This is a genomic window from Sphingomonas sp. G5, assembly GCF_052660795.1.
Genome location: NZ_CP109660.1, coordinates 3,044,608 through 3,061,075 on the forward strand (window position 1 = coordinate 3,044,608; position 16,468 = coordinate 3,061,075).

The 16,468-nt window shown below is 69.7% G+C and carries 13 protein-coding genes and 1 tRNA gene; 7 read left to right on the top strand and 7 right to left on the bottom strand.

Translation table 11 applies throughout. The annotated features are described in order from the left end of the window. Positions 1-136: 136 nt before the first annotated feature. On the top strand, positions 137-1,528 hold the full coding sequence (locus NE358_RS14565) for a VCBS repeat domain-containing M23 family metallopeptidase (RefSeq protein ID WP_289942630.1): 1,392 nt from the start codon (positions 137-139) through the stop codon (positions 1,526-1,528). 165 nt (positions 1,529-1,693) lie between these two features. On the opposite strand, the gene NE358_RS14570 is transcribed toward NE358_RS14565, so the two are convergent. The 3 genes from NE358_RS14570 to NE358_RS14580 form a co-directional block, all read right to left on the bottom strand. After that, a tRNA-Ser gene (locus NE358_RS14570) sits at positions 1,694-1,778 on the bottom strand. A 102-nt stretch (positions 1,779-1,880) separates the two neighbouring features. Next, positions 1,881-3,704 carry an amidase family protein gene (locus NE358_RS14575; protein ID WP_289939637.1) on the bottom strand — a complete coding sequence of 608 codons (1,824 nt, stop codon included), beginning with the start codon at positions 3,702-3,704 and terminating at the stop codon, positions 1,881-1,883. 41 nt (positions 3,705-3,745) lie between these two features. Then, positions 3,746-4,492 carry a cohesin domain-containing protein gene (locus tag NE358_RS14580; RefSeq protein WP_289939639.1) on the bottom strand — a complete coding sequence of 249 codons (747 nt, stop codon included), beginning with the start codon at positions 4,490-4,492 and terminating at the stop codon, positions 3,746-3,748. Positions 4,493-4,721: 229 nt separating this feature from the next. On the opposite strand from NE358_RS14580, the gene NE358_RS14585 reads away from it, so the two are divergent. Together NE358_RS14585 and NE358_RS14590 are read left to right on the top strand one after the other, a co-directional pair. Then, entirely contained in the window at positions 4,722-5,981 is a 1,260-nt protein-coding gene (locus NE358_RS14585; protein WP_289939641.1) for a DUF2254 domain-containing protein, read from the top strand. Between the two features lie 129 nt (positions 5,982-6,110). Further along, positions 6,111-6,401, top strand: coding sequence for a PLDc N-terminal domain-containing protein (locus tag NE358_RS14590; protein ID WP_103208444.1), 291 nt, complete (start codon positions 6,111-6,113; stop codon positions 6,399-6,401). Between the two features lie 66 nt (positions 6,402-6,467). Here the strand turns inward: NE358_RS14590 and NE358_RS14595 are convergent, their stop codons facing one another. Next, positions 6,468-7,367: an HAD family hydrolase gene (locus NE358_RS14595; RefSeq protein WP_174799702.1), complete on the bottom strand. Its 900-nt coding sequence runs from the start codon at positions 7,365-7,367 to the stop codon at positions 6,468-6,470. Then, the gene (gene serS / locus NE358_RS14600) at positions 7,364-8,629 is read right to left on the bottom strand and encodes a serine--tRNA ligase (protein WP_289939645.1); all 1,266 of its coding nucleotides are present in this window, start codon (positions 8,627-8,629) and stop codon (positions 7,364-7,366) included. The genes NE358_RS14595 and serS overlap by 4 nt, the downstream gene beginning before the upstream one ends. 175 nt (positions 8,630-8,804) lie before the next feature. On the opposite strand from serS, the gene NE358_RS14605 reads away from it, so the two are divergent. Further along, positions 8,805-10,094 carry a diacylglycerol/lipid kinase family protein gene (locus NE358_RS14605; protein ID WP_174799703.1) on the top strand — a complete coding sequence of 430 codons (1,290 nt, stop codon included), beginning with the start codon at positions 8,805-8,807 and terminating at the stop codon, positions 10,092-10,094. Positions 10,095-10,264: 170 nt separating this feature from the next. Next, a complete protein-coding gene (locus NE358_RS14610) occupies positions 10,265-11,635 on the top strand; it encodes a cryptochrome/photolyase family protein (protein ID WP_289939649.1) in 1,371 nt (456 codons plus the stop codon). A gap of 92 nt (positions 11,636-11,727) precedes the next feature. Here NE358_RS14610 and NE358_RS14615 read toward each other — a convergent pair whose 3' ends face one another. Further along, positions 11,728-12,150, bottom strand: a complete 423-nt coding sequence (locus NE358_RS14615; RefSeq protein WP_103208438.1) for an Asp23/Gls24 family envelope stress response protein — start codon at positions 12,148-12,150, stop codon at positions 11,728-11,730. A gap of 169 nt (positions 12,151-12,319) precedes the next feature. On the opposite strand from NE358_RS14615, the gene NE358_RS14620 reads away from it, so the two are divergent. After that, complete coding sequence (locus NE358_RS14620) at positions 12,320-13,357, top strand: LLM class flavin-dependent oxidoreductase (protein ID WP_289939652.1); 1,038 nt, start codon at positions 12,320-12,322, stop codon at positions 13,355-13,357. 195 nt (positions 13,358-13,552) lie between these two features. Here NE358_RS14620 and pheA read toward each other — a convergent pair whose 3' ends face one another. After that, the gene (pheA, locus tag NE358_RS14625; protein WP_103208432.1) at positions 13,553-14,515 is read right to left on the bottom strand and encodes a prephenate dehydratase; all 963 of its coding nucleotides are present in this window, start codon (positions 14,513-14,515) and stop codon (positions 13,553-13,555) included. A gap of 101 nt (positions 14,516-14,616) precedes the next feature. On the opposite strand from pheA, the gene pgm reads away from it, so the two are divergent. Next, positions 14,617-16,263: a phosphoglucomutase (alpha-D-glucose-1,6-bisphosphate-dependent) gene (pgm, locus tag NE358_RS14630; RefSeq protein WP_103208430.1), complete on the top strand. Its 1,647-nt coding sequence runs from the start codon at positions 14,617-14,619 to the stop codon at positions 16,261-16,263. The last annotated feature ends 205 nt before the right edge of the window (positions 16,264-16,468 follow it).

Genomic DNA, 16,468 nt, shown 5'->3' on the forward strand with positions numbered 1-16,468 from the left:
TGAGAAAAGGTGAAGACGCATGCGTCGAACAGTCCGAGGGAGAGCCGCCGCATTTGCGATGGCAATAATGGTGGCTGCGGCCGGGGTGGTGACGCACGTCGCAAGCGCTCCGCCCGCACATGCCGAGTACGGTGCGATGATCTACCCCGTTTCGGGAACCGTGACAGGGCTCGTCGGGGACAGGTGCGAGGGGACACCGTCTAGCCATCAGGGCGTCGACATTGCGGGGAACGGCGGCACTCCTATTGTCGCGGCGTACGACGGCACGGTGACCACCCGGGTCGTCAACTACGGCAGCACGAGCTATGGAAACTACGTCGTCGTCACTCACGCAAGCGGGTACACCACCCTCTACGCACACATGAGGGACGCCCCTGCGGTGACTCAGGGACAAACGGTTTCTCGGGGGCAGCAGATCGGGGTCGTCGGCAACACCGGAAACTCCTTCGGCGCCCATCTGCATTTCGAACTGAAGCGCAACGGCGCGAACGTCACCAACGATGCCTTCTCGTGCGGCAGGAACGTCTCACGGGGGTCCGCCATGAGCATGGACTTCCCCGGACTGGGGAGCAACTCCACCCCGTCGACACCGCCCCCGCCGGATCGCGATGGAGATGGCGTTCCGGACAGCTTCGACGTCTGCCCCGACTACCCCGGATTCGCGCTCTACGCGGGCTGTGGCCTGCCGAGGTCCGCGAATTCGACGGACTTCGACGGCAACGGAAAGGCGGATGTCTTCTACGGCAACCCCAACGGCCAGTGGTGGGCCTCCGACGGAGGCTCCGCCCCCTGGCGAATCCTGAACACCGCCAACATCGATACGAAGCTGTTCCAGTTCGCCGACTTCAATGGCGACGGCAAAGACGATGTCTTCGCTCCGCAACCGAACGGCAACTGGCTCGTCTCGTATGGCGGCACCAGCGGCTGGGCGGTGGTGAACAGCGCTCCGAGCCTCGGCGGCCAGGAGTTGCAGTTGGGCGATTTCAACGGGGATGGAAAGGCTGACGTGTTCTACGCCAACCCCACCAACTCCGAATGGTGGGTCTCGTATGGCGGGAACACCGGATGGCAGGTTCTGAACACGGGCGTTCCGGCGAACGACGTGCGAATCGCGGACTTCAACGGAGATGGCAAGAGCGACGTGTTCTACGCGCACCCGAACGGCGACTGGTGGGTCTCGTACGGTGGGAACACCGGGTGGCAGGTCCTCAACTCGGCCAATGTGCCCGGCGCGGAACTCAAATTCGGCGACCTCAACGGTGACGGCAAGGACGACGTCTTCTGGGCCAACGGGCGCGACGGACAGTGGTGGGTGTCGTATGGCGGGAACAGCGCATGGACGATCACCAACACCGCGAACGTGCCGCTGCAGGACCTGCAGATCGCAGACCTCACCGGAAACGGCAAGGCGGATGTGTTCTTCCAGAACACGGGGGCGGGAGCGTGGTGGATCAGCGAGTCGGGTACGAGCGCGTGGACATCCATCAGCGGCACAAGCGTCGACCCCCGACTGCTTGTCGTGAGCTGACCCGGCGCATCTCTCGGCCGGGCCGACAGGTTCGGCCGAGAGATGTCTCCCCGGCGGCACAGAACATCACAATCCTGATGCGAGAGGCTCGGAGATGGCCGGCCTCGTGCCAATCGGCCAGTGGAAGAAAGAAGGCGGGCCCCCGCGGGCCCGCCTTCGTCGTTGCGGAGGGTGTGGGATTCGAACCCACGGGACATTGCTGCCCACTGGTTTTCAAGACCAGGTCCATCGGCCGCTCGGACAACCCTCCTGAACGCACCGAGTCTACCGAGCCGCGAACGCGGCGCCGCACGGTGAGGAGAGGCCGCAGCGACGACCCCGGGCGAATCGCACCCGGGGCCGCCGTGCGAGCTCACCCCAGCGGGCCGTACAGGGCGGGCGTCGTGCGGGCGTGGGTGGCCTGCTCGAAGCCGTAGGCAAGGCCCAGGAGCGGGCCCTCCGCGAAGTCGCGGCCGAGGAACTCGAGGTTCACTCCCCCGGTCGAAGCCTCGGTCGACAGCCCCTGGCCCATGGGCACCGTGACGGCCGGCAGACCCGTGTTGGGGCTCAGGCGCATGTTGGTTCCGATGGTGCCGTAGGGGTTGCCGGTCGGGTAGACCACGGCATCCAGCTTCTGGTCGTCCATGAAGGCCGTCATGATCTGCTTGCCCTTGGCGAGCTGCAGGGTGTGCGATCCCTGTGGACCGGCCCAGGCCTGGTAAGCCGACTCGGTGATGGCGGCGCGCTGGCCGTAGGGGTTGTTCGCGCGGCCGGGGACGATGTTCGGCGACTGCGAGATCGCGAGCAGGCTCCGTGCGCTCACCGACGGGTTCAGGTAGGCGTTGATGTAGTTCTGCAGGTCGTGGTTGAACTCCGGCCCGCTGCCGCTGCCCTCGCCCACGATGGCCGAGAAGCCGTCGGGCGGCGTGAGCGCGACGACCGTCGCGCCCTGCGCCTCCATCGCGGCCTTCGCGTCGGCGAAGAGACGCTGCGTGATCGGGTTCGAGCCGAGCATCGTCGTCAGATAGCCGATCCTCTTGCCCTTCAGCGACCCGCTGTCGAGGTACGAAGTGTACGTCTCCGGCACCTTGCCGGCCTGACGCGCGGTGACGGGGTCACCCGCGTCTTCGCCGACGACGGCGTCGAGGGCGATCGCGGCATCCTGAACAGAACGGGCGATCGGACCACCGGCGTCCTGCGAGAGCGCGAGCGGCACGATGCCGTCGCGGCTGGCGAGGCCGACCGTCGGACGCACACCCACGAGCTGGTTGTACGTCGAGGGGATGCGGATCGACCCACCGGTGTCGGTGCCGAATCCGATGCCGGCGAGGTTGGCAGCGATCGCGGCTCCCGTTCCCCCGCTCGAGCCGCCGGAGGTCTGGGTGGTGTCGTAGGGGCTCGACACGGTCAGCGCCGTGCCGTTGGGCTGGAAGGCCGACCACTGCGACGACAGGTTGATGGCGAACTCGTCCATCGATGCCTTGGCGACGATGACCGCTCCGTCGGCGCGCAGACCCTTCACCATCGTGGCGTCGGTCGACGTCTGGTTGCCGGCCCAGCAGCCGCAGCCGGCGGTGGTGGGCATGTCGACGGTGTTGTAGTTGTCCTTGAGCGCAACAGGGATCCCGAGCAGCATGCTCGTCATGCCCTTCTCGGCGCGGATCGCGTCGGCGGCCGCGGCGGCCTTCAGCGCGACCTCGCTCGTCGAGATGATCGAGTTGAGCGGGCGCACACCCGCGGGACGCACGACCTTGTCGTAGGCCGCGATGCGGTCGAGGTACTGCTGCGTCAGCGACACCGAGGTGATGACCCCGGCGTTCATCGCCGCCTGCATCGCCACCGCGTCGGCCTCGACGATCTGGAAGGGGCCGTCGTCGTAGATGATGCGCTCCGACAGCAGGGCCAGATCGGATGCCGTCACGGCACCGTCGTCGTCGAGGTCGAACCGCGCGGCATCCGCCCATCCGGCATCGCTCGCGGTCGTTCCCAGGTACGGGGCCAGGGCCTCGAGGTCGGCCGTGGTCACCTGCGCATCGCCCGTGACGTCGAGCTCGGTGTAGTACGGCGCGAGGAAGGGAGCTGCCGCAGGAGACGGCGCGGGGGCGGCGAGGGCGGCGGCCGGGGCGACAACGGCCCCGGCGACGACGACACCGAGCGAAGCGGACACGGCCAGAACACGGCGGGCCAGGGGGGTCATGACGGATCCTTCGCGAAACGGGACGGACGAGCGGGACGCGGTCATTCGCGCACCGCCTGACGACGGCGAAGCACGAGCAACGTGCCTCCGGCGAGGAGGGCGACACCGAGGGCGCCGGAGACGAACCACGGGGTCGCGTCGACGCCCGTCGTCGCGAGGTCGTTCGGGCCCTGGGCTGCGGGCGCCGGGGTGGCCGTGGCCGACGCGGACACCGAGGGCGACGGCGACGACGGGTCGGACGGCTGCGGCTCGGGAACGGGGACGGCCGCGATGACGACGGTTCCGGATGCCACGTCGTTGGCCGTCACGACCTCTCCGGTCGACGACACCAGACGCACTGACGACAGCTGGACGAGGGCCGACCCTGCCGCGAGCGAACGGAGGGGGATGGATGCCAGGACGACATCGCTCGTGCCCGACAGCCCGGGCGAGGTGCCGAGGCGCGTGTGCGAGACGGTCAGCGTGCCGGGCCCCGTGACGGTCGAGGTGAAGCCGCCCGCGGGACCGGTGGGCGCGTCGGTGGCGGGCTCGACGAGAGCGGGGTCGTAGCTGAGCTCCAGGTCGTAGGAGTAGAGGTCGCTCACCGCCGCACCCGTGACGGTCACGACGAACGGGTCACCCGCGGTGACCTCGGCCGGGTCGATCTCGAGCGAGAGGGTCGCGGTGGGAGGGGCGGCATGCGCCGCGGACGCGGCGGCCAGCGGCCCGAAAAGGGCGAGGGCCGCCACGAGGGCGGCGCCGAGACGGCGTGCCGATCTCGGGCGTGAGGCGGGGCTGTGGGCAGTCATGCGTGGGTCAAGCTCCTCGGGTGATGGAACGAGCACGACCGGGATCCGCGTGGGCCTCTCGGCGTCCGTCGGTCGTGGGGGGCGGCCCGACCCTGCCAGAGCGGCATGTCGGACAAGTTGCGGCACATTTCCATCGCATATCCATAAGCGAATGAGAGGCCGTTTTCAGCCGCCCGAGGTCGTCGTCCAGCCCCGGGCTCCGGCACAGTACGCCGGATAGCGTCGGAGCATGGCCTTGACGACCCGCAGCCCCCTGGCATCCTTCTTCCTCCGACTCGGCAGGCAGGTGTGGGTGCGCGCGGCGCTGTTCACCGTCATCGGGGTGATCGTCGCCCTCGCAGCGGGTCTGCTCGGACCACTGCTGCCGTTCGAGTTCGGTCTGGAGCTGGGCCAGGATGCCGTGGGCTCGCTGCTGCAGATCATCGCGACCGCGATGCTCACCGTGAGCACCTTCTCGGTGACGGCGATGGTCACGGCGTTCTCGTCGGCGACGACCACCGCGACGCCCCGGTCGACACCCCTGCTGATCGCGGACACGACCTCGCAGAACGCCGTGTCGACCTTCGTCGGCGCCTTCACCTTCTCGCTCGTCGGGATCGTCGCCCTGTCGACGGGTTACTACCACCCGCAAGGGCGGGCGATCCTCTTCGTCAGCACACTGGTCATCATCGGATTCGTCGTGTTCACCCTGCTGCGATGGATCTCGCACCTCTCGACCTTCGGCCGGATGGCCGACGTCATCGATCGTGTGGAGAAAGCGGCCACGGCCTCTCTGGAATGGCACGCGGAGCGGCCGACGTTGGGGGCTCGCGCCTCGACCGCGCCGCCCTCGGGGGCCGTCGCCGTGCACGCCGACGAGGTGGGCTACGTCACTCATGTCGACGTCGCGGGACTCGACCGCATCGCCCGCCAGCACGACCTCGAGGTGCACGTGCACGCCACGCCGGGACGCATCGCCGATGCGCGCGTGCCCGTCGCCTTCGTCGTCGGCCGAGTCGACGGCGCCGTCGAGACGGCGGTGCGCCGGGCGTTCCGCATCGAACACCACCGGACGTTCGAGCAGGATCCGCGATTCGGCGTCATCGCCCTCACCGAGATCGGCAGCCGCGCGCTGTCGGCCGCCACGAACGATCCGGGGACGGCGATCGAGGTGATCGCAGCGCTGCAGCGGGTGTTCTCCCGAGCATTCGCCGTCGAGACCGATCCGTCCGTGGACTTCGAGCGGGTGTTCCTCCCCGCACCGCGCCTCGCCGACCTGGTTGACGACGCCTTCCGGCCGTTGGCGCGTGACGGTGCGGCCGACGTCGAGGTGCAGGTGCGGCTGCAGAAGTGCCTCGCCTCGCTCGCGGCATCCGCTCCCGACCGGGCGGAGGTCTTCCGGGATGCCGCCCGCGCGGCCCTCGAGCGCAGTCGGCGCGCCTTGGACCGCACCGACGCGCGCACCCTGCGTGCCGCCACCCGAGGGGCGTGGAGTCCCCGCGGTCTCTGAGTGCGGGATACGCCGCGGCTATGGAGTTGCTGCGTTCGCGGGCGAAAACGTTGAACCGCTCCGGTGACCGGCGTAGACCGAGAACATCACCCCACGACCCGCCGGGCCGTTCGAGTTGAGGAGGTCATCATGCTCGTCACCACGCTGTCAGCGCAGGTCGTTCTCGCCGTCTTCGCGCTCGTCTACGCGGCATCCGTCTTCGCCGCCATCGTCGCCCTGCGCGACCCGCAGGCGTCTGCCGGACTCAAGGCCGCCTGGGCGACCGCCCTGCTGCTGCTGCCGCCGGTCGGTCTCGTCGCGTGGGAGGCGGCGCGCGTCGTCGACCACCGGGCGGCGCACCGACCCGTGACCGTCGTCGACCGCACCGCCTATCTCGCCGACCGCGCCGCACACGTCGCCAGCGGCTCCGCGCGAGTCTGACCCCCACGCCGGGCGTGAGCCCGCGCGGGTCCGGTCACGCCGGGCCCGCGGGCCGCCCGCACGGCGTCAGAGCGCGCGAAGAATCGCGGCGACACCGCCCTCGGTGACCGAGAGGCCGACCTCGCCCGCCGCGGCGTGCACCTCGGGCGGACCCTGGTGCATCGCGACCGCGCGGCCGCCGTTGCGGACCGCCCACTGCATCATCTCGATGTCGTTGCGGCCGTCGCCCATCACCAGTACGTTCTCGGGCGCGATGTCGAGCCAGCCGCGCACGAGCTCGAGGGCGGTCGACTTGTCCACCCCCTGCGGGGCGATGTCGAGCCACGCGGTCCATCCGATCGCGTACGACACCTGATTGAGGCCGATGCGCTCGACCAGCTCGAGGAAGTCCTGGTCGGTCTGCTCGGGCGCCACCACGACCACCCGGCAGACCGGCTGCAGCGAGAGCTCGGCGAACGACACCTTGTTCGCTCCCTGGAGATTCCAGTCGTCGAGGTAATCGGTGAACAGTCGTGAGCCGTCGGGCAGTTCGACGAGGAAGTGCGCATCGGGCAGGTGCTCGCCGAGCAGCGTCAGCACCTCTGTGGGGTCGAACGTCTCGACGTGAGCACGCTCGTACACGGCGGCGTCGGCGTCTCCGACCCGGCGCATGACGATCGCCCCGTTCGAGCAGACCGCGTACTCGGGACGGATGCCGAGGCGATCCATGATCGGGTGGGTGCTGGCCCAGCTGCGACCGGTGGCGAGCATCACCTCGTGACCGGCGTGCTGCGCGCGCACCGCCGCCTCGGCGACGCCCGGGCTGAGCGAGTCGTCCTCGAGCAGAACCGTACCGTCGATGTCGAGCGCGATGAGCATGCGCTCCGCGGGTTTCTCGTCGGCGAGGTCGGCGACCAGATCGGCCGCCTCCTGCTTCGGCGCGCTCTCGACGGCACCGGTCTGGGGAAAGGCGGCCTCGTCGGTCACGCGATCGGCTCCATGACCTCGAGCCCGCCGAGGTACGGACGCAGAACCTCGGGCACCGTCACCGACCCGTCGGCGCGCTGATGCGTCTCGAGCAGGGCCACGATCCACCGGGTCGTGGCGAGAGTGCCGTTGAGGGTGGCGACCGGCTGGGTCTTGCCGCCGTCCGGACGGAAACGGGTATCGAGGCGACGAGCCTGGTACGTGGTGCAGTTCGAGGTGCTGGTGAGCTCGCGGTAGGCGCCCTGCGTGGGCACCCACGCCTCGATGTCGAACTTGCGCGCGGCACTCGAGCCGAGGTCGCCGGCGGCGACGTCGATCAGGCGGTAGGCGAGACCGAGGTCCTGCAGCATGCTCTCCTGCATCGCGACGAGGCGCTCGTGCTCGGCCTCGGCGTCGGCGGGATCGGTGTAGACGAACATCTCCAGCTTGTTGAACTGGTGCACCCGGATGATGCCGCGGGTGTCCTTGCCATACGAGCCCGCCTCGCTGCGGTAACAGGTGGACCACCCGGCGTAGCGCTTCGCACCGCGTTCCAGATCGAGGATCTCGTCCATGTGGTACCCGGCGAGGGGGACCTCGCTCGTTCCCACGAGGTAGAGGTCCTCTTTGTCGAGGTGGTACACCTCGTCGGCGTGCTGGCCGAGGAACCCGGTGCCGCGCATGACCTCGGGACGCACGAGCGTCGGGGGGATCATCGGGGTGAAGCCCGCCTGCAGCGCCCGGTCGAGGGCGAGGGTCATGAGCGCGAGCTCGAGTCGCGCACCGATGCCGGTGAGGAAGTAGAAGCGACTGCCCGAGACCTTCGTGCCGCGCTCCATGTCGATCGCGCCGAGCTTCTCGCCGAGGGCGAGGTGGTCGAGCGGCTCGAAGTCGTAGGACGGGATCTCGCCGTGGGTGCGGAGTGTGACGAAGTTCTCTTCGCCACCCGAGGGCACTCCCTCGAGGACGATGTTCTCGATCTTGCCGAGGGCGGCGTCGGCGGCGGCCTCGGCCTCGGCGACGGCGTGTTGAGCGGTCTTGACGCGCTCGCTGAGCTCTTTCGCCTCGGCCACGAGCGCGGCCTTCTCGTCTTTGGGCGCCTGGGCGACGCGCTTGCCGTGCGCGTTCTGCGCGGCACGCAACTCTTCGAAGGCGGTGATGGCGGCGCGGCGGTCGCGGTCGGCGGCGAGGGCCTCGTCCACCGAAGCCGGCGACTCCCCGCGGGCGATCTGGGAGCGCTTCACGAGCTCGGGATCTTCACGCAGCAGAGTCAGGTCGATCACGCGTCCATCCTATGGTCGCCGCCGGGGCCGATCCTGCGCCGCCACGACCCCGCGTGGTGAGCACCGGACCGCGGAACGACGGGCTCATTCTCGGGGCGCATGGGTCTTCGGCATCCCCCGTCAAGCCCGCCTCTGCCGCGCGTATCGGGATCCACCGCGGTCCTATGGTGGAGCCATGGCCGCCCCTGACGAGCCGCGTGACGACGCGGACGCTCCCGAAACAGTCTCCGCCGATGCCCCCGCCGAGGTGAAGGCGGATGCCGCCGCAGCCGAGGGCTCCGACGACCACTTCCACGCCGCACGCCTGGGCGACGACGTCGGCGACCGCCCGCGCAAGGACGTGCCCGACCCGAAAGACGCGGCCGAGCCCGACGACGTCATCCACCAGCCCGAGGACGTCGCCCCCGACACCTCGGAAGAGACGCCGGGCAAGACCCAGCGCGTCGACGCCGAGGGCGACGAGGCACCCATGGATGCCGAGCCGACCCAGAACAAGCGCGCCGCCCTCGTCTACAACCCCACCAAGGTCGAGCCCGAGACGCTGCGCGCCCGCGTGGCCGAGCTCGCGGCCGCCGCCGAGTGGGCCGAGCCCCTGTTCTACGAGACGACGGTCGACGACCTCGGCGACGACGCGACCCGCGCTGCTCTCGACGAGAAGGTGGACGCCGTGCTCGTGGCCGGCGGCGACGGCACGGTGCGCGCGGTGGCCGAGGCTCTGACCTCGACGGGCGTCCCGCTGACGATCATCCCGAGCGGCACAGGGAACCTGCTCGCCCGCAATCTCAACCTTCCGCTCACCGACACCGACGCGATGATCCGCGCGACGTTCGAGGGCGACATCCTCTCCATCGACACCGGCATCGCCCGCATCCGACGCGTCGACGGCGAGGTCGAAGAGCACGGGTTCTCGGTCATGGCCGGCATCGGCCTGGACGCCGCGATGATCCAGAACACGCGTGACGATCTGAAGAAGCAGGTCGGCTGGGTCGCCTACGTCGACGGAGCGGCACGCTCGCTCGTCTCGGCGAAGCCGTTCCGCGTCATGTACCAGCTGGACGGACACCGCCTGCACTCGGCGAAGGTGCAGAGCGTGCTCTTCGCGAACTGCGGGGCCCTGCAGGGCGGCGTGGCGCTGATCCCCGATGCGTCCGTCGCAGACGGTCGACTCGACGTGGCCGTCCTGCAGCCGAGCGGTGTGCTGGGGTGGCTGGGCGTGTGGCGCAGCATCGTGTGGGACAACTCGGTGCTGCGCAAGTTCCGCGCCGGACGCCGCGTGCTCGAGCGCCGCAAGGACACCTCGGTGCGCTACCTCCGCGGCACCGGCATCGAACTGGCCACGGCCCCCGCGCAGCCGATCGAGCTGGACGGCGACGAGTTCGGTGAGGCGACGCGCATCTACACCCGCATCATCGCCGGCGGGCTCGTGGTCGCGCTGCCGAAGGGCCACGACACCTCGACGCTCTGACCGGGCGGGGTTCGCGCCAGATCACGTGATCTGGCCGAACGCACGCGCCACGGCGCGTGGCATCGGCGAGGTCACGTGATCTCGTTGGTCCAGCCGAGCGGCGGGCGGCGCGACGGCACGGCGGGTGTCAAGCCCGGAGAGCCGGATGCCGCGATCGATAGCGTCGGGGAATGGCTTCGCCCTCGATCGTATGGTTCCGTGACGACCTGCGCCTGACCGACAACCCGGCACTACGAGCCGCCCTCGACCGCGACGAACCGATCATCGCGCTCTACGTGCTGGACGAGGAGTCCGATGGCGTTCGCGCGATCGGCGGGGCGGCGCGGTGGTGGTTGCACGGGTCGCTGACGTCGCTCGGCGAGCGCCTCGAGGAACGCGGGAGCACCCTCGTGCTTCGCCGGGGCGCGGCATCCGAGGTCCTCCCGGCCGTGGTCGAAGAGGTCGGAGCCGGCGCGGTGTTCTGGAACCGGCGCTACGGCGGGGCCGAGCGCGAGATCGACGCGGGCCTCAAAGAGAAGTTGCGCGACGAGGGGGTCGATGTCGCCTCGTTCGCCGCCAACCTGCTGTACGAACCGTGGACGGTGCGTACGCAGTCCGACAAGCCCTATGGCGTCTACAGCCCGTTCGCCCGGGCGGTGCAGAAGCTTGCGGCCCCGCGTCCACCGATGCCCGAGGCACGCAAGGTGCCCGGGGTGTCGGCATCCGTCGACTCCGACGACCTGTCGTCCTGGAGCCTGCTGCCGTCGAAGCCCGACTGGGCCGGAGGTCTGCGCGAGACCTGGGAGCCGGGGGAACCGGCGGCGAAGGCGCGTCTCAAGGAGTTCCTCGACGACGACCTCGGCGACTACTCGACGTATCGCGACGAGTTCGCCGGCGGTGCCACCTCGAACCTGTCCCCGCGCCTGCGCTGGGGCGAGCTCAGCCCGTACCAGGTGTGGCACGAGACCCTCGAACACAAGGGATCGGGTGAGCATGCGAAGAGCGCGGGCGGCTTCCTGTCCGAGCTGGTGTGGCGGGAGTTCGCCTGGCACGTCACGTTCCACTCGCCCGACATCGCGACGGTGAACTGGCGCCGAAACTTCGACGACTTCCCCTGGCCGAAGCTGAACCGCTCCCACCTCGAGACCTGGCAGCAGGGCAAGACGGGGGTGGCCGTGGTCGATGCCGGGATGCGCCAGCTCTGGCACACCGGCGTCATGCACAACCGCGTGCGGATGGTCACGGCATCCTTCCTCATCAAGAACCTGCTGATCGACTGGCGTCACGGCGAGCAATGGTTCTGGGATTGCCTCGTCGACGCGGATGCCGCGAGCAACCCCTTCAACTGGCAGTGGGTCGCGGGAAGCGGCGCAGATGCCGCTCCCTACTTCCGCGTGTTCAATCCCGAGACGCAACGCAAGAAGTTCGACTCCCACGACCAATACGTGCGCGAGTGGGCGCCCGAGTACCTCGGCGACAACCCGCCGGAGCCCATGGTCGACCTCGGCGAGACCCGCAAGCGCGCGCTCGACGCGTACGCGCAGGTGCGGCACGGGGGCTGAGGTTTCGGCCGCCCCACGGGTGATCGGGTCCCGGCATCCGGGCACACGAAAGGGGCGCCACCTCACGGTGACGCCCCTTCACGAGACGGGTGTCAGTTGACGCGCTGCTCGTCGGCGTCGTCCTCGTCGTCACCCGGGATGAAGACGTCGACCACGGTCACGTTGATCTCGGCGACCTTCATGCCCACGAGCTCGGTGATTGCCTGGTGCACGGCCGAACGAACGTCCGAGGCCACGCGCTGCAGCTGCTCGGGGTAGTCGACCTGGATCGCGATGTCGGCGGCGACCTCGGTCTCGCCGACCTCGACGCTCACGCCCTGCGCGTGGTCCTTGGCGCCGACCGCCTGGCGAATGTTGCCGATGACGCGAGCGGCACCGCCGCCGAGGGCGTGGACGCCGGGAACCTCGGCCGCGGCGATGCCGGCGACCTTGGCGACGACGGCGTCGACGATGACAGTCGAGCCGCCGTCCTTCGTGGCGGGGGTGGTCGTGGCGGTGGTGGTGTTCTCGGCCATGTTCGCTTCCTTCCGTCGTTCCGGGACCGTGTGTCCCGCGATGTCATAAGTGAGACGCGACGGGCGGCGCCTTCGTCACGCCCTCTTGCTGAGAGAAGCCTGAGGATGGCGGCGCGAACGACGGAATAGCGGATGCCGCCACGGCGTTCCAGCCGAGGTGAACGACGCTATGCCCTCCCTCTCCGTTCTCGACCTCGTCCCCGTTCGCGGGGGACAGACCAGCGCGCAGGCGGTGAGTTCGGCCCTCGATCTCGTCGAGCGCGCCGACCGCCTCGGATATCGCCGCTACTGGTTCGCCGAGCACCACAACATGCCCTCCGTGGCATCCACCACTCCCCCGGTGCTGATCGCCGCGGCGGCCGCGCGCACCTCGCGCATCCGCGTCGGCTCGGGTGGCGTCATGCTGCCCAACCACTCGCCGCTCATCGTCGCGGAGCAGTTCGCCGCTCTCGAGGCCCTGGCCCCGGGCCGCATCGATCTCGGCATCGGGCGCGCCCCCGGCAGCGACCCCGTCATCACCCAGCTGCTGAACCGTTCGGGCACCACGAGCGACGTCTCGCGCTTTCCCGACCACGTCACCGACATCATGGCGCTCACTTCTGCCGAGGGCGCCACCGTCCGTTTCACCTCGGGCACCGAGTACCAGGTGAAGGCCACGCCCGCGGCATCCGGAATGCCACAGGTCTGGCTCCTCGGATCGAGCGACTACTCCGCGCAGCTCGCGGCGAGCTTCGGCCTGCCCTACGTGTTCGCCAACCACTTCGCCGGCGAGGGCCTCGAGCACGCCCTGCGTCTCTACCGCGACCAGTTCGTGCCGAACGAGTCGGGTGAGGGTCCCCGCACCTTCGTCACCGCGAACGTCGTCGCCGCCCCCACCTCCGAAGAGGCCGAGGAGCGCGCGATCCCGCAGCTGCGCATGATGGCACGACTGCGCAGCAACCGCCCCCTCACGCCGCTCGAGACGATCGAGACCGCCCAGGCCGATCCGTTCGACGCGATGACGGAGTCGATCATGGCCTCGACCCGCCAGAAGTGGTTCGTCGGCACGGGCGACGACGTGCGCGCGCAGCTCAGCGCCTTCGCCGCGCAGCACGGCGTCGACGAGATCATGGTGTCGCCCGTGGCGGGCGCGTACGAGGGCGAGACGTCGGAGGGGCGCGCGCAGACGCTCGAGCTGCTCGCGGCTCCGGCGGCCATCGCGGCCTGACACGCCCTGACCGTCACGGCCTGACGTGTCCGTTTCCGCGTCCCGGGCGCGGGGGCGGGGGCACGACACCGCCTCGCGAGACGGCATCTCGCTGACAAAGAGGCGTCATCTTGCTACCGAATCGTCAGCGAGATGCGGTTTCGCGACGAAGGGGCCCACGCCGCGCACATCACGGGCGACTCCAGAGGCTCTGGGTCAGGCCTCGGGTTCGCCGCTGAGCAGGCCGCGCAGCCAGTCGCGCGCTTCGACGAACACATCGTCGCTGTAGCGCTGCGGGTACCGGACGATGGCGCGGTCGGCGCGGGCGTACGAGCCGAGGAAGATCACCTTGGGGCTGAAGCGGCGGAGGCCGAGCAGGGCGTCGGCCATGCGCTCGTCGAGGACGTGCCCGTCGGCATCGATGACGAAGCGGTAGCGGCCGAGAGCGTCGCCGATGGGGCGGGATGCCAACAGGCTCAGGTTGATCCCGCGCGTGGCGAACTGCTCGAGCAGTTCCAGAAGCGCGCCCGGGTGGTCCTCGGGCAGCTCGACGATGAGCGACGTCTTGTCGGCGCCGGTGGGGGGCGCGGGAGCGACGGTGCGGCTCACGAGCACGAAGCGCGTCACGGCGTTGGGGTTGTCGCCGATGGTCTCGGCGAGCACCGTCAGGTCGTGGTGGGCGACGATTCCGGGCGCGGCGATCGCGGCATCCGCGGCGCTCGTCCCGTCGAGGACGCCGAGGGCACTCGCGACGTTGCTCTCGGCAGGAAGGTGGGCGTGGGCGGGGACGTTCTCGCTCAGCCACTTCAAGCACTGCGCGTAGGCCACGGGGTGCGCGGCGATCAGCGACACGTCGGCGAGGGTCGCACCGGGGCGTGCGACGAGCACGAAGTTCACCGGCACGAGGTACTCGCCCACGATGCGCAGCCCGGGCACGGTGGCCAGGGCGTCTTGCGCGGTGGAGACGCCGCCGTCGACCGAGTTCTCGATCGCGATCATCGCGGCATCCGAACGGCCCTCGACCACATCGGCGAGTGCTTCGCCGACGTTGCGGACGGGCCGCCAGATCTGGTCACGCGCCTCCGGCACCTGAGCGAGGGCGGCCTCGGTGAAGGTTCCGGCCGGCCCCAGGTAGCTGTAGGTACGGCGGGCGGGCGCGGAATCTGTGTCGGGCAGCACCGGCTCAGCCTAGCCGCGTCGCCGAGGCCGCCTGTCGACGGATTCGCTCTGAATGCGTCACGGCGTGTGCGCATGTCGGAGGGAGCAGGCAGACTGGGCGCATGAGCAGTCGCGCAGGGCAGCCCGCAGAGGCATCCGATCTCATCGACGTCGACGAACTGATCGCCGCGTATTACGATCGCAAACCGGATGCCACGGTGCCCGAGCAGCGTGTCGCGTTCGGCACCAGCGGTCACCGCGGATCGTCGCTGAGCACCAGCTTCAACGAGGACCACATCCTCGCCACGACCCAGGCGATCGTCGACTATCGCACCGCTCAGGGGATCACCGGCCCGCTCTTCCTCGGTCGCGACACTCACGGGCTGTCGCTTCCCGCCGAGCGCAGCGCCATCGAGGTGCTGGTCGCCAACGGCGTCGACGTGCGCGTCGACGCGCGCGACGCCTGGGTGCCGACGCCGGCTCTCAGCCACGCGATCCTCACGTACAACCGCGGCCGCGCCGCCGACGACCCGGGCCGTTCCGACGGCATCGTCGTCACCCCCTCGCACAACCCGCCCCGCGACGGCGGCTTCAAGTACAACCCGCCGCACGGCGGCCCCGCCGACACCGACGCCACCGGCTGGATCGCGGACCGCGCCAACGAGCTCATCGCGGCGGGGCTGGAGGGCGTGAAGCGCACGCGTCACGCCGACATCGACCTCGACGGCCTGGGCCAGTACGACTTCCGCGACGCGTATGTGCGAGATCTGGCATCCATCATCGACATCGAGGCCATCAAGAACGCGGGCGTGCGCATCGGCGCGGACCCGCTGGGCGGCGCATCGGTGGAGTATTGGGCGCTCATCGCCGAGATCTACGGACTCGACCTGACCGTGGTCAACCCCGAGGTCGACCCGACCTGGAAGTTCATGACCCTCGACTGGGACGAGAAGATCCGCATGGATCCCTCCTCCCCCTCGGCCATGGCGTCGCTGGTCGCCGCGCGCGACGAGTACGACATCCTCACGGGCAACGATGCCGATGCCGACCGCCACGGCATCGTCACCCCCGACGCGGGGCTCATGAACCCCAACCACTACCTCGCCGTCGCGATCGACTACCTGTTCTCGCACCGCCCGCACTGGCCGGCCGACGCCGCCGTGGGCAAGACGCTCGTGTCGTCGATGATCATCGACCGCGTCGCCGCCTCACTCGGCAAGACGCTGCTCGAGGTCCCCGTGGGCTTCAAGTGGTTCGTGCCCGGTCTGCTCGACGGCTCCGTCGCGTTCGGCGGCGAGGAGTCGGCCGGCGCGTCGTTCCTGCGCAAGGACGGAACCGTCTGGACCACCGACAAGGACGGCATCCTGCTCTGCCTGCTGGCCGCCGAGATCCTCGCCGTCACCGGCAAGACTCCTTCGCAGCGCTACGCGGAGCTCGAGAGCGAGTTCGGCGCCTCGGCGTACCAGCGCGTCGATGCCCCGGCTTCGCCCGCGCAGAAGTCGGCTCTGTCGAAGCTGTCTCCGGATGCCGTGACCGCCACCGAGCTCGCGGGTGAGCCGATCACCGCGAAGCTCTCGCACGCGCCCGGCAACGGCGCGGCGATCGGCGGGCTGAAAGTGCAGACCGAGTCGGCGTGGTTCGCCGCACGCCCCTCCGGCACCGAAGACGTCTACAAGCTGTACGCCGAGTCTCTTCGCGGCGAGGAGCACCTGCGCGCGGTGCAGGAAGAAGCACGGGCGGTCGTCTCGGCCGCGCTCGGCCAGGCCTGAGTCTCCGCAGCCGAAAGCGGCGTCGCCCCGAGGGGTGGCGCCGCTTTCGCGTGGGCGGGCGGCGGGCGACCGGTGCGCGACCCGGCGGTGTCGCGGGGTCGAGGGGCGGGGTCCCGCGGTTTCGGGGCGTGCTGGGGTGGCCGGTGCACGCATAAACGGCATCCGCGCGCATAAACACGAGGAACACGCGTTTATGCGCGCGGAT

Bases quoted from the DNA above. Each gene is read 5' to 3' on its own strand.
- NE358_RS14605 (WP_174799703.1), top strand. From the start codon at position 8,805: ATGGCCGCCCCTGACGAGCCGCGTGACGACGCGGACGCTCCCGAAACA.
- NE358_RS14580 (WP_289939639.1), bottom strand. From the start codon at position 4,492: ATGACTGCCCACAGCCCCGCCTCACGCCCGAGATCGGCACGCCGTCTC.
- NE358_RS14610 (WP_289939649.1), top strand. From the start codon at position 10,265: ATGGCTTCGCCCTCGATCGTATGGTTCCGTGACGACCTGCGCCTGACC.
- NE358_RS14590 (WP_103208444.1), top strand. From the start codon at position 6,111: ATGCTCGTCACCACGCTGTCAGCGCAGGTCGTTCTCGCCGTCTTCGCG.
- NE358_RS14620 (WP_289939652.1), top strand. From the start codon at position 12,320: ATGCCCTCCCTCTCCGTTCTCGACCTCGTCCCCGTTCGCGGGGGACAG.
- pgm (WP_103208430.1), top strand. From the start codon at position 14,617: ATGAGCAGTCGCGCAGGGCAGCCCGCAGAGGCATCCGATCTCATCGAC.
- NE358_RS14585 (WP_289939641.1), top strand. From the start codon at position 4,722: ATGGCCTTGACGACCCGCAGCCCCCTGGCATCCTTCTTCCTCCGACTC.
- NE358_RS14615 (WP_103208438.1), bottom strand. From the start codon at position 12,150: ATGGCCGAGAACACCACCACCGCCACGACCACCCCCGCCACGAAGGAC.
- NE358_RS14575 (WP_289939637.1), bottom strand. From the start codon at position 3,704: ATGACCCCCCTGGCCCGCCGTGTTCTGGCCGTGTCCGCTTCGCTCGGT.
- NE358_RS14565 (WP_289942630.1), top strand. From the start codon at position 137: ATGATCTACCCCGTTTCGGGAACCGTGACAGGGCTCGTCGGGGACAGG.